This is a genomic window from Sphingobium sp. TB-6 (assembly GCF_012927365.1).
Classification (GTDB): Bacteria; Pseudomonadota; Alphaproteobacteria; order Sphingomonadales; family Sphingomonadaceae; genus Sphingobium.
Map to the genome: position 1 here is coordinate 39,046 of NZ_JABBGL010000006.1, position 13,321 is coordinate 52,366.

Annotated in this window: 10 protein-coding genes and 2 tRNA genes; 9 read left to right on the forward strand and 3 right to left on the reverse strand. The window is 62.9% G+C overall.

Going from position 1 to position 13,321, the window contains the following annotated elements:
- Positions 1 to 19 precede the first annotated feature (19 nt).
- The 8 genes from HHL26_RS09995 (at position 20) to HHL26_RS10030 (ending at position 9,497) form a co-directional block, all read left to right on the forward strand.
- The gene (locus tag HHL26_RS09995; RefSeq protein WP_066557948.1) at positions 20 to 919 is read left to right on the forward strand and encodes a DUF481 domain-containing protein; all 900 of its coding nucleotides are present in this window, start codon (positions 20 to 22) and stop codon (positions 917 to 919) included.
- Between the two features lie 46 nt (positions 920 to 965).
- A complete protein-coding gene (locus HHL26_RS10000; protein WP_066557951.1) occupies positions 966 to 2,189 on the forward strand; it encodes a hydrolase in 1,224 nt (407 codons plus the stop codon).
- Positions 2,186 to 3,205, forward strand: coding sequence for an arginine N-succinyltransferase (locus tag HHL26_RS10005; protein WP_066557954.1), 1,020 nt, complete (start codon positions 2,186 to 2,188; stop codon positions 3,203 to 3,205). The genes HHL26_RS10000 and HHL26_RS10005 overlap by 4 nt, the downstream gene beginning before the upstream one ends.
- The gene (locus HHL26_RS10010; RefSeq protein WP_066557957.1) at positions 3,202 to 4,461 is read left to right on the forward strand and encodes an N-succinylarginine dihydrolase; all 1,260 of its coding nucleotides are present in this window, start codon (positions 3,202 to 3,204) and stop codon (positions 4,459 to 4,461) included. The genes HHL26_RS10005 and HHL26_RS10010 overlap by 4 nt, the downstream gene beginning before the upstream one ends.
- Positions 4,462 to 4,486: 25 nt before the next feature.
- A complete protein-coding gene (locus tag HHL26_RS10015; RefSeq protein WP_066557959.1) occupies positions 4,487 to 4,714 on the forward strand; it encodes a hypothetical protein in 228 nt (75 codons plus the stop codon).
- A 38-nt stretch (positions 4,715 to 4,752) separates the two neighbouring features.
- On the forward strand, positions 4,753 to 6,204 hold the full coding sequence (locus tag HHL26_RS10020; RefSeq protein ID WP_066557961.1) for a cobyric acid synthase: 1,452 nt from the start codon (positions 4,753 to 4,755) through the stop codon (positions 6,202 to 6,204).
- Between the two features lie 190 nt (positions 6,205 to 6,394).
- Positions 6,395 to 8,107: a type I secretion system permease/ATPase gene (locus HHL26_RS10025; RefSeq protein WP_082748598.1), complete on the forward strand. Its 1,713-nt coding sequence runs from the start codon at positions 6,395 to 6,397 to the stop codon at positions 8,105 to 8,107.
- Between the two features lie 7 nt (positions 8,108 to 8,114).
- Entirely contained in the window at positions 8,115 to 9,497 is a 1,383-nt protein-coding gene (locus HHL26_RS10030; protein ID WP_066557963.1) for an HlyD family type I secretion periplasmic adaptor subunit, read from the forward strand.
- 69 nt (positions 9,498 to 9,566) lie between these two features.
- On the opposite strand, the gene HHL26_RS10035 is transcribed toward HHL26_RS10030, so the two are convergent.
- Positions 9,567 to 9,643, reverse strand: a tRNA-Arg gene (locus HHL26_RS10035).
- A 150-nt stretch (positions 9,644 to 9,793) separates the two neighbouring features.
- Positions 9,794 to 9,870: transfer RNA gene (locus HHL26_RS10040), tRNA-Arg, on the reverse strand.
- Between the two features lie 140 nt (positions 9,871 to 10,010).
- On the opposite strand from HHL26_RS10040, the gene HHL26_RS10045 reads away from it, so the two are divergent.
- Positions 10,011 to 10,511: a hypothetical protein gene (locus HHL26_RS10045; RefSeq protein WP_066557965.1), complete on the forward strand. Its 501-nt coding sequence runs from the start codon at positions 10,011 to 10,013 to the stop codon at positions 10,509 to 10,511.
- 36 nt (positions 10,512 to 10,547) lie between these two features.
- Here the strand turns inward: HHL26_RS10045 and ppdK are convergent, their stop codons facing one another.
- Positions 10,548 to 13,250: a pyruvate, phosphate dikinase gene (ppdK, locus tag HHL26_RS10050; protein WP_066557968.1), complete on the reverse strand. Its 2,703-nt coding sequence runs from the start codon at positions 13,248 to 13,250 to the stop codon at positions 10,548 to 10,550.
- Positions 13,251 to 13,321 lie beyond the last annotated feature (71 nt).

Consider the following 13,321-nt stretch of genomic DNA (forward strand, 5'->3'; position numbering starts at 1 on the left):
TGCCGGTATGAGGAGGCGCATGCTTCATTGCCTGGCCCTTCTTCCCCTACTCCTGTCGACGCCTGCCTGGGCCAACTATCCCGTGCTTCTGCCCCCATCGGTGCGGGAGATGCTGGAGGCGGCGATCGCCAACGGCAATGAGACCGAGATCGCCACGGTCGCCAAGATCGCCAAGCAGACCAATCCCGGTTCCGCCGACGAGATCCAGCGCATGGTCAACAGTTGGAAGGAACGGACCAAGGCCACGCAGGAAACCGTGATTCGGGAAGCCCGCTTTACCGAATTGTGGACGGGAAAGGTCGAAGCCGGCGGATTCCGCTCCACCGGCTCCACCAGCGAACTCGGCATCAGCGCCAGCGCCGCGATCAAGCGGACAGGCATCCAATGGTCGCACAAGCTGGCCGCCAGCATCGATTATCGGCGCGCCAATGGCGTGACGTCACGCGAACGCTACACGGCGAGCTACGAACCGCGTTATGAATTCGACCCCCGGGGCTTCGCCTACGGGCTGACGCAATTCGAGCGGGACACATCGATCGGCTATGACGAGCGTTACACCGCCTCGGCCGGCATCGGTTACAAGCTGATCGTCAGCAAACCGATCGACCTTTCGCTGGATGCCGGCCCCTCGATCCGTCACGCCAAATATATCATCGGTGAGCGCGAGACCAAATTGGGAGCCCGCGCCTCCATGGACTTCGCCTGGCGGCTGGCGCCGACGCTGATTTTCAAGCAGACCGCGTCGGGCTATGCGGAAAGCGACGTCTATACGCTCAATTCGCTGACATCGCTCGTGACGAAGGTTGGGACGCGCTGGTCGGCCGCCTTTTCCTATAATGTGCAATATGAATCGGAAACGCTGCTGTCGGCCCGGGATTCCGATACGTTGAGCCGCCTGACCCTCACCTACGACTTTTAGGGCCGAGGGGTGGAGGCGCCGTCTCCGCTCTGATAGGGTCGGCAGGATGAGAGGCATTTCGTCGTTCGAACGGAGCGTCATGGAAAGCGCGGCAAACGCGCCCATGCTCGCCCAGACTGAAAAATGGGCGGCGGTGAACAGCGGGTCGCGCAATCTGCCTGGCCTCGCGACCGTGGCGGCGATGCTGGCAGATGCCTTTGCCGGATTGCCGGGCGCGATGACCCTGGTCGATCCCGACCCTGTCGAGACGGTCCGGCCCGATGGGCGCTTGGGAGTCTTGACCCATGGAAGCCATCTTCGCCTCTCGGTCCGGCCCGAGGCGCCCGTGCAAATCCTGCTCACCGGCCATATGGATACGGTCTTTCCGGTCGATCATGCCTTTCAGGCGCTGCGGTGGATCGACCCGGCGACCTTGAACGGGCCGGGCGTGGCCGACATGAAGGGCGGCCTTGCCGTCATGCTGGCTGCCTTATGCGCGGTGGAGACGGCGCCGGGCGCGGAGCGGCTTGGCTATGATGTGATCATCAACAGCGATGAGGAAGTCGGCAGTCCTTCCTCGGCTGCGCTGTTGCGCAAGGTTGCGGCGGGCAAGCTCGCCGCCTTCACCTATGAACCCGCCCTGCCCGACGGGACGCTGGCAGGTGCGCGGGCGGGCAGCGGCAACTTCGCCATCATCGTCACCGGCAAGAGCGCGCATGCGGGGCGCAATCCGCAGGACGGGCGAAACGCGCTGCTGGCGGCGGCCGATCTCGCACTGCGGCTGAAGGCGGGCAGCGGGAACGGCTTTTCCTGCAATCCGGCGCGGATCGAGGGCGGCGGCCCAAATAATGTCGTGCCCGATCATGCCGTTCTGCATGTCAATTTCCGGCCCAGGACGCCGGCTGACGAACAGGCCGCCGACGACCTGCTGAAAGACGCCATGGCGCAGGTTGCACAAGAACATGACGTGTCGTTGCACCGCCATGGCGGCTTTGGCCGTCCGCCCAAGCCGATGGATGCGCAGGCGGAAGCCTTGTTCGGGCTCGTGCGGCAATGCGGGGCAGATCTGGGCCTTTCCATTGCCTGGCGGGACACGGGTGGCGTGTGCGACGGTAATAATATCGCAGCATGTGGCGTGCCTGTGGTCGACACCATGGGCGTGCGCGGCGGCAATATTCACAGCGATTCGGAATATCTGATCGTCGACAGCCTGGCCGAAAGGGCACAATTGTCGGCATTGACGCTGCTTCGGATTGCCGAAGGACGTTTCACGAAGGGGATGAAGGCATGAGTTTTTTCATGCGAACAGCGCGTGCCGACGATTTGCAGACCCTTTATGAGATGGCGAAGCTGACCGGAGGTGGTTTCACCAACTTGCCGCCCGATCGCAAAGCGCTCGCCGCCAAGCTGGAACGGACCGAACAGGCGCTGGCCCGCCAGACGGAAAGCGTCGAGGACGAGCTGATCGTCATGGTGCTGGAAAACAGCGAGACCGGGCAGGTCCGGGGCACCTGCCAGATATTCAGCACGGTCGGGCAGAACTGGCCCTTCTATTCCTATCGGCTGGGCGTGCTGACCCAGCATAGCCGGGAGCTTTCGCGGACCTTCCGGGCCGAGATGCTCTCGCTCGTCACCGATCTGGAGGGATCGACGGAAGTGGGCGGCCTGTTCCTGCATCCCCGCGAGCGGGCGGAGGGGCTGGGCCTGCTGCTGGCGCGCAGCCGTTATCTCTACATCCGCAACCATCGCGCTCGCTTCGGGGAGCGGATCATCGCTGAGTTGCGCGGCGTGATCGACGAAGCGGGCGGATCGCCCTTTTGGGACGGTCTGGCCGGGCGCTTCTTCGGCATGAGCTTTCAGGAGGCGGACGAGTTCAATGCGGTGAACGGCAACCAGTTCATCGCGGACCTGATGCCCAAGACGCCGATCTACACCGCCATGTTGACCGACAGCGCCCGCGGCGTCATCGGCATGCCGCACCCCAATGGCCGGGCGGCGATGCGGATGCTGGAGACGGAGGGCTTCACCAATCCCGGCTATGTCGACATTTTCGACGGCGGGCCGACCATGGTGGGGCAGATCAACGCGCTGCGCACCATCGCCCACGCCGCCGACGTCACGCTGGGCGCCGTGCACGAAAAGGGCGGGGACAAAGTGCTGGTGGCGACCGGGCGGCTGGCGGATTATCGCTGCACTTATGGCTACGTCATCGAACGGGAGGATGGCAGCATGTCGCTCGATCAGGCTTCGGCGCAATTGCTGGGGCTGGAGCCGGGGCAGAATTTCACCATGGCGGAACGGGCATGACGGCAAGGGAAATCAATTTCGACGGTCTGGTCGGCCCCAGCCATAATTATGCGGGCTTGAGCCTCGGCAATTTGGCCTCTTCGCGCAATGCGGGAGCGGTGTCCTATCCCAGAGCGGCAGCGTTGCAAGGGATCGAAAAGATGCGATCGAACCTGCGCCTGGGGCTGACACAGGGGCTGTTCCTGCCGCAATGGCGGCCCGACGGCGCATGGCTGGCTGCGCTCGGAACCGATGTCGGCAATGCGGAGGCGCATATCCGCGCGGCCGCCATGTCGGCCTCTTCCATGTGGGCGGCCAATGCCGCCACCGTCTCACCCGCAACCGACACGGCGGACGGACGCACGCATCTGACCGTCGCCAATCTCGTCACCATGCCGCATCGCAGCCATGAATGGCCGCAAACCCTGGCGCAATTGCGGATCGCCTTTTCCGACCAGAGCGCTTTTGCCGTGCATGGCCCCATCCCCGCCCCCTTTGGCGATGAGGGCGCGGCCAATCATATGCGCCTATGCAACAGCCATGGCGAAGCGGGCGTGGAGATATTTGTCTATGGCCAGTCCGGCGGCCCCTTCCCGGCCCGCCAGCATGTCGAGGCGAGCAAGGCCGTCGCCCGGCTGCACCAGCTCGATCCGGAGCGCACATTGTTCGTCATGCAATCGGAAGAGGCCATCGCCGCTGGCGCCTTCCACAATGACGTCGTCGCCGTCGCCAATGAGCGCGTGCTCTTCACCCATGAACAGGCCTTTGCCGACAAGGAGCGCTTCTACGCCGATCTGCGCGCCAAGCTGCCTTCGGTCGAGATCGTAGAGGTTCCCGCCAGCGCGATCAGCCTGTCCGACGCGATCCGCAGCTATATCTTCAACGCGCAGCTTGTGACCTTGCCCGATGGCACCATGGCGCTGATTCTGCCGACCGAGGCGCGGGATATGCCGGCCATATGGTCATGGCTGGAACAGATGGTTGCGGGCAATGGCCCGATCCGGAAACTGGTGCCCGTGGACGTACGACAGTCCATGGCCAATGGCGGCGGCCCTGCTTGCCTACGCCTGCGCGTCGTGGCCGATCCTGCCAATATCGATCCCCGCTTCCTGGTGGATGAGGCGAAGCTGGACGGCATTGCCGACATCCTCCGGGATTATTGGCCCGAAACCATCGCGCCGGACGATCTGGCAGACACCCGGCTGATCGCCCGCATCGAACAATCATGGTTAACGCTTGTTGACCATTTGCAACTTTCGGGCGATTTAATTCCCTGACGGCACACAAGCCGGGCGGAATCAGATGGAACGGATTAAGCGCCTCTTCACCATCAAGACCAAGTTCGAGGCGTTTCTCGTAATCTACGCCCTGGCGCTTGGCGCGACCGAGCGGGGCTTTGTCTACATGCAGCAATATCCGGGCACCGGCGGGCATCTGCTGGCGCTGGCCTGCACGGGCAGCGTGTTCATGGCCGGCGGCATGCTCCTGGACGCCGTGGAGATGCGGCGCAGCGCCTACAGCGCCTATTAAGCTTGTATCCGCCGCCTGCCCCATGCAGGAGCGGCGTCATGGCTGCCATCATGTTTCAGGGAACGGGATCGGACGTCGGCAAATCCTTGCTGGTTGCGGGACTTTGCCGCGCCCTGGTCCATCGCGGATACGAAGTCCGGCCTTTCAAGCCGCAAAATATGTCCAATAATGCCGCCGTCACCGCCGATGGCGGAGAAATCGGGCGAGCGCAGGCGCTTCAAGCCATCGCGGCACGAGTCGAACCGCATACGGACATGAACCCGGTCCTGCTGAAACCGCAGGCCGATCGCACATCGCAACTCGTCGTTCATGGCCAGGTGCGGGGGAAACTCAGCAGCGGGAATTTCCGGTCGGCGCGGGGAGAATTGCTGGAGGCTGTGCTGGCCAGCTATCGCCGGTTGCAGGCGCAATGCGATATTGTCGTGGTCGAAGGCGCCGGATCACCCGCGGAAGTGAACCTGCGGGCGGGCGACATCGCCAATATGGGCTTTGCGCGGGCCGCCGATGTTCCGGTGATCCTGGTGGGCGACATCGACCGGGGCGGCGTGATCGCGGCTATCGCCGGAACCAAGGCAGTGATCGACCCGGCCGACGCGGCGATGATCCATGGCTTCCTGATCAACAAATTCAGGGGCGATCCCGCGCTTTTCGAGGACGGCTATCGCCATATCGAGCAATTGACCGGATGGAGGGGCTTTGGCGTCATCCCCTGGCTCAGTCAGGCCAGCCGCCTGCCAAGCGAAGACGCAGTGGTTCTCGAACGCAGGCAGGACGGTCTGAGCGAAAGGCTGCTGATCGCCTGCCCGATCCTGCCGCGCATCGCCAATTTCGACGATCTCGACCCGCTGAAGCTGGAGCCCGGCGTCGATGTTGTCATGGTGCCGCCGGGCCAGCCCATCCCGGCAGAGGCCGCGCTCATCATCCTGCCCGGCTCCAAAGCCACCATCGCGGATTTGCAGGCGGTTCGAGATCAGGGGTGGGACATCGATATCCGCGCGCATCATCGGCGTGGCAGGCCGATATTGGGCATTTGCGGCGGCTATCAGATGTTGGGACGACGAATAGACGATCCGGACGGGATCGAAGGTCCGCCCGGCAGTGTCGATGGCCTTGGCCTGCTGGCCGTGGAAACCCGGCTGACCCCGGTCAAGACGTTGGAGAGAACGAGCGGAACCGCGCTGGGGCAGGCATTTTCGGGCTATGAAATGCATGTCGGCATGACCGACGGCCCCGACTGCGCGCAGCCTTTCGCCATCGTGGAAGCAGGCCGGCCGGATGGCGGGTCGAGCAAGGACGGCACGGTCATGGGCACCTATATACACGGCCTGTTCACCAGTACCGGGTTGCGCGCAGCCTTTCTGGCGCGGCTTGGCCACGAGTCCGCCCTGGGGGACTATCAAATGTCGGTGAACGACGCGCTGGATCAGATAGCGATGCAGTTGGAAGAGCATGTGGACATGGACGCGCTGGTCCGGATCGCCATCCGTTGAGAGGGTCGCGGCGCGCAAGGGAAGACTGCCTCATTGCGGGACGGTCGCCCATCTATGCTGTTGGTTATATTTACGAAAAATCGGCAAAATATTATACTAAGACATTAGGCATATTGCTAATAATATAGCCGGCAAGACAGGGGGCAAGGGGGAGATTATGTTACGTAACCTTCATAAACCAGCCGCCCCGATGAAGGCCGCCTTGTCATCGTGCAGGCGCCATTTTCTTTCTTCTCTGATATTCAGCGCATTGATGAACGTCCTTTATATCGGACCTGTTCTCTATATGCTGCAGGTATATGATCGCGTCGTCGCCGGACAGGGCAGACTGACCCTTTTCTTTCTGACCATCATCATCATCTTCGTCATCGCTACGTTGGCGCTGCTCGAACAGGTGCGCTCCCGTCTGCTGGTGCGGGCAAGCATCCGGTTCGACCGGCAACTTTCCGGCCTGTTGCTCGACACGACATTGAGCGGGCGTGGCTCGACCGGCGAGGCCATGAACAAGCAGGTTCTGCGCGAATTCGACACGCTGCGACAAGCGCTGACCGGGCCGACGATCCTGTCGATCTTCGATTTTCCCTGGAGCCCCGTTTACGTCATCGTCTGCTTCCTGATCCACCCGGCTATCGCCGCGATGGCGGTCGTGGGCGGCGGCGCGCTCCTCTTCATCGCCCTATGTAATGAAAGACAGACCAACGCCCCGCTGAAACAGGCCAATGAGGCCGCGAACAAGGCCTATGTCAGCCAGGAGCAGACGCTTGCCGGGGCGGAGGTGATCCGCGCGCTGGGCATGCGAAGCGCGCTGGTGCGGCGCCATCTGATCGAACGTCGGGCCATGCTGAACCTTCAGGCCAATGCGAGCTTCGCGGGCGGCCATTATGTCGCCATCAGCAAGTTCATCCGTCTGGTCCTGCAATCGCTGGCGCTGGGCCTTGGCGCGTGGCTGGCGATCAACAACCAGATTTCGGCAGGCGCGATCTTCGCCTCCTCCTTCCTAATCGGGCGCGCGCTGGCGCCGATCGACCAGTTGCTGGGCGCATGGCGTAATGTCGTCCATGCACGGGCGAGCTATACGACGCTCAACGATCTGCTGGCCGGCAGGGATGCGGACATCGCGCTCACCCGGCTGCCCGCACCGATCGGGCATGTCGCGGTCGAACATCTGACCTATTTCACCCCCGGCCTGGACAAGCCGATATTGGCCGACATCAACTTCACCATGGAACCGGGCGAAGTCGTCGCGATCGTCGGGCCGAGCGGCGCGGGCAAATCCACTTTGCTGCGCATGTTGTCCGGCGCGGCGCGCCCCCTGCGCGGATCGATCCGCTATGACGGCGCGAACATTCAGGATTGGGATTCGGAACGGCTGGCCAGCTTTGTCGGCTATCTGCCACAGGACACCTCGCTGTTCGCCGGAACGATCAAGGAGAATATCGCGCGCTTCGGCAATTTCCTGTCTGACGATGAAGAAGCTATCGACAACAACGTGATCGAAGCGGCCCGGCTGAGCGGCGCACACGACATGATCCAGCATTTGCCGGGCGGATATAATCTGACTTTGGGCTGGGGCGGGCGCGGGCTTTCTGCCGGGCAGGCGCAGCGGGTGGGGCTCGCCCGGGCTCTCTATGGCGCGCCGCCGCTCATTTTCCTGGACGAGCCCAATGCGCATCTCGACGCCGAAGGAGAGGTGCGGCTGGTGGCGACGCTGGCCGACCTCAAGAAGAGGAACGCTTCCGTCGTCATCGTCGCCCATCGCATGGGGATATTGGGCGTGGTCGACAAGATCATGGTGATGCGCGACGGACGGGTGGAAGCCTTTGGCGGGCGCGATGAAGTGCTGGGGCGGCTGAAGGCGATCCGCTCCGAAGATCATCCTGCGCCACAGTCTGCGGAGGGGTAAGGCCGTCATGGGGGATATTCAGATCAGCGACGCCAGCGGGACCGTCCAGCTCTACCACCCTGCCGCCAAAGACGCCGAGATAATCGATGACCGGCCGGATCGCGACATGCGGACGGGCACCATCATCACCGTCCTGTTCTTCGTCCTGTTTTTGGGCTGGGCAGCCTTTGCGCGGCTGGATGCGGCGGCCTATGCGCCCGGCCGACTCACCGTGTCCGGGCAACGGCAATCGGTGCAGCATCGCGACGGGGGCGTGGTGGGCGCGATCTTCGTGAAGGAAGGGCAGCATGTTCGGCAGGGCCAGCCGCTGATGGAGCTGGCATCGGCCGAAGTACGGGCCCAGGCGCGCATGTATGGCGCGCAGTTCATCGCGCTCAAGGCGCAACGGGCAAGGCTGATAGCCGAGCAGCTAGGCGCCAGCCATATCGATTGGCCCGCCGAATTCACCACCCTCAAAGGGCAGGAGCAGGAGGATGCGCAGGAAGCGATCCGCCTTCAATTGACGCAGTTCAATGCCCGCTCCTCAGTGCTGACGGCGCAGACCGGCGTGCTGCGCGAGCAAGCCAGTCAGGTGCAGCAGACGGCGCGCGGCTATCATTCGCAACTGGCGGCGTCGACCGAACAGGCAAGGCTGATCGGGGAAGAGCTGGAGAGCCTGCGCGACGTGGCGGAAAAGGGCTTCGTCTCCAAATCGCGGATCAGAGCGCTGGAGCGGGCGCGGGCCGATCTTCAAGGGCAGGAAGGGCAATTTTCCGCCAGCATCGCTCGCTCCGGCGCGGAAGCGGGCGAAAACCGGCTGAAAGCGCTGGAGGCGGAAAAGGCTTATAAGGAACGGGCCGCATCGGAATTGCGTGACGTGGAATTCTCGCTCAACGAAGTGCTCCCCAAATATCGCGCGGCGAAGGATCAGTTAGCCCGGCTCCAGATTCGGGCTCCCGCGACGGGCACGATCGTCGGCCTCAACGTCTTTACCGTCGGCGGGGTGATTTCCCCCGGACAGAAGTTGATGGACATCGTCCCCGACCGCGCGGGCCTGGTCATAGAGGCGCGGATCTCGCCGGAAGACATTGACGACCTGAAGGCGGGCCAGAAGGCGCAAATCAAGTTCAACAGCCTGCATGAGCGCGACCTGCCGATCATGGACGGCCAGATCACCCGCCTGTCGGCGGACAGCTTTCAGGACGAAAAGGCGGGCGTGTCCTTCTACACTGCCGAAGTGCTCGTGCCGTCGAAGGAGCTGGAGGTCATCAGGACCGTGCGCGGCCAGGATTTCAGTCTGAAGGCGGGGATGCCGGTGCAAGTGCTGGTGCCGCTGCGGCGGCGGACGGCGTTGCAATATGCGTTCGAACCGCTCACCCAATCGCTGTGGCTGTCTTTCAGGGAGCATTGATCCTCAACAGGTCATTGCAGCTCCGGACTGATGCGCCCTTGAGACCTGTTTTCCGGCAAATTTGGGAAGTGGCGCACCCGGAACGATTCGAACGTCCGACCCTCAGATTCGTAGTCTGATGCTCTATCCAGCTGAGCTACGGGTGCGTTGTGGAGGGGCAGATAGAAGGGGCAGAGCAGTCTGGCAACCCCTAAACTGGACTATTTCAAATTAAAAAGAATATGATCCGCCTTCCATCGCGGACGAGCGCGGTCATCGCCCTGGGGACGGGATTCAACAGCAAATCCAAGGGAAAATGGCGCACCCGGAACGATTCGAACGTCCGACCCTCAGATTCGTAGTCTGATGCTCTATCCAGCTGAGCTACGGGTGCGTTGGAGTGGCGCAGATAGAAGCGCCCGCGCCTTTGGGCAAGCCCTTTTTACACTTTTCCGACAGCCCGGCCGATCGGCGGCGCCCAACCGCAACCTTTCTCCGGGCCCACTCGTTCGACGGTCAGGAAAGGATGCTGAGATGATCTTCACCCTCAACGAAATCGCGCTGCTGCTGATCGTGCTGCTCGTGGGGCTGGTTCTGGGCCTCATCATGAGCGGGCGGGGCAAATATAAGCGCTATTGGCGCGATGAACAGCTTGCCCACGCCCAGGCGATCAAGGATCGGGATGCGCGGCTGACGGCGGCGCAGGAAGGGATCGCGGAACTGGAACGCCAGTCGGGGCCGATCGGCCGAGGCGGCGCTGCGGTAAGTGCTGGAACCGTGCACGGCCGCGACGATTTCAGCCTTATTCGCGGCATCACGCCGCAGGATGAAATCGCGCTCCATGAGGCAGGCTATCAGCGCTATGGTCAGATCGCCGCCATCAGCAGCGAGCAGGAAGCCGCGCTGGAGACGCGATTAGGCCTTCGGCAAGGCGTGATTTCGCGGGAGGAATGGCGGGAGCAGGCCCGTCTGCTCGATGCCCGCAAGGATGATGAGCATGCGCGACTTTATGAACAGCGCACCACCCATGTCTGAAAAATAAGGGGCGGGATCATGTCCCGCCCCTGGCTATTACTTCCGGTTCGCCAGCGCCGCCTGGGCAGCGGCAAGGCGAGCGATCGGCACACGATAAGGCGAGGCCGAGACGTAATCGAGGCCAGTCTGCTCGCAGAAGGCGATGGAGGCCGGGTCGCCGCCATGTTCGCCGCAGATACCCAGCTTGATGCCGCTGCGGGTTGCACGGCCACGTTCGGCAGCCAATTGGATGAGCTCACCCACGCCTTCGACATCGATGCTGACGAACGGGTCGCGGGCAAAGATGCCCTTGTCGACATATTGCGTCAGGAAACGGCCGGCGTCGTCGCGGCTGATGCCGATGGTCGTCTGCGTCAGGTCGTTGGTACCGAAGGAGAAGAACTCGCCCACTTCAGCGATCTCGCCCGCTCTCAATGCAGCGCGCGGCAGTTCGATCATGGTGCCGACCAGATATTCGACGCTGGCGCCCTGCTCCTCGAATACTTCGCTGGCGACGCGATCGACGATCACCTTCATCAGTTCCAGCTCTTTCTTCGTCGCGACGAGCGGGATCATGATTTCGGGGATCGGCGCTTCACCGCTGCGCTGCTTGATGATCAGCGCGGCTTCGAAGATGGCGCGGGCCTGCATTTCGTAGATTTCAGGATAGGTGACGCCCAGACGGCAACCGCGATGGCCCAGCATCGGGTTGAACTCGTGCAGTTCCGCGGCCCGGCGCTTGAGCGTTTCCACGCCGACGCCCGCCGCCTTGGCCACTTCCTCGAACTCCGCTTCGCCATGCGGCAGGAATTCGTGCAGCGGCGGATCGAGCAGGCGGATGGTGACGGGCAGGCCCGCCATCACCATGAAAATCTGCGCGAAGTCATCGCGCTGCTCGGGCAGCAGCTTGTCGAGCGCCACGCGGCGGCCCTTTTCGCTGTCAGCGAGGATCATCTCGCGAACGGCGGTGATGCGGGCGGCGTCGAAGAACATATGCTCGGTGCGGCACAGGCCCACGCCTTCCGCACCGAAATCGCGGGCGGTCTGGCAGTCCAGCGGCGTTTCGGCATTGGCGCGGACCTTGAGGCGGCGAACCTTGTCGGCCCAGGCCATCAGCACGCCGAAATCGCCAGCCAGTTCCGGCTGCACGGTCGGCACCTCGCCTGCCATCACCTCGCCGGTGGCGCCATCAATGGTGAGGATGTCACCTTCCTTGAGCGTGCGGTCGCCAATACGGAGCGTCTTGGCATTGTTGTCGATCGACAGGCTGCCTGCACCGGAGACGCAGGGGCGGCCCATGCCGCGCGCCACCACGGCGGCGTGGCTGGTCATGCCGCCACGCGCGGTCAGGATGCCCTTGGCCGCGTGCATGCCGTGAATGTCTTCCGGCGAGGTTTCCACGCGGACGAGGATGACCGAATCGCCCAGCTCATTGCGACGCTCGGCGGTGTCGGCGTCGAACACGATCGCGCCCGAAGCTGCACCCGGCGACGCGGGCAAACCCTTGGTCAGCACATCGCGGGGCGCCTTGGGATCGAGCGTCGGGTGAAGAAGCTGGTCGAGCGCGGCGGGATCGACGCGGGCGACGGCTTCTTCCTCGGTGATCAGACCTTCATTCGCCATATCCACCGCGATCTTGAGCGCGGCCTTGGCGGTGCGCTTGCCTGAGCGGGTCTGGAGCATCCAAAGCTTGCCCTGCTGCACCGTGAACTCGATGTCCTGCATGTCGCGATAATGTTTTTCGAGGATCTCGAACACCCGCGCCAGCTCGGCATAGGTTTCGGGCATCGCCTCTTCCATCGACAGCGGCTTGGCCCCTGCCCGCTCGCGTGCTGCAAGCGTCAGATATTGCGGCGTGCGGATGCCCGCCACCACGTCTTCGCCCTGGGCGTTGATGAGATATTCGCCATAATAGGCGTTCTCGCCGGTCGCGGGGTCGCGGGTGAAGGCAACGCCGGTGGCTGAGGTGTCGCCCATATTGCCGAACACCATCGCCTGCACGTTGACGGCAGTGCCCCAATCATGCGGGATCGAGTTCAGGCGGCGATAGACCTTGGCGCGGTCGGCCTGCCACGACCCGAACACGGCGCTGATCGCGCCCCAAAGCTGGTCGTTCACATCCTGCGGAAAGGGCTTGTTCCAAAGCTTTGAAACAAGAGCCTTATATTCGGCAACGAGCGCCTTCCAGTCGGCAGCGGTCATTTCCGTGTCAAGCGTATAACCCTGGTCTTCCTTGGCGATTTCAAGGGCTTCCTCGAAGGCGCCATGGTCGAGTTCCAGGACCACATCGGAATACATCTGAATGAAACGGCGATAGCTGTCCCAGGCGAAACGCTCATCGCCCGAAGCGACGGCTAGGCCGAGCACGGTTTCATCGTTGAGGCCAAGGTTGAGCACCGTGTCCATCATGCCGGGCATCGAAATGCGCGCGCCGGAGCGGACGGACACCAGCAGCGGGTCGGCCTTGTCACCGAACTTCTTGCCGGTGATGCCCTCGATATGGGCGATGCCGTCCGCGACTTGCGCGGTCAGGCTTTCGGGATAGACGCCGCCGTCGGTGTAATAGCGGGTGCACATCTCGGTCGTAATGGTGAAGCCCGGAGGCACGGGCAGGCCAATGGCGGCCATGCCGTCCAGATTGGCGCCCTTGCCGCCGAGAAGATTCTTGTCGCCCTTGCCGCCGTCATCGACGCCGCCGCCGAAACGATAAACATAACGGGTAGCGGTCGTGCTCATGCTGGCCTCTTCCATTGTCAACATAATCGCGGCTCTCCTGCACTGATTGCCGTGTATTTGTGCGATGCAACAAAACTTTAACAACAAGCAGGCGA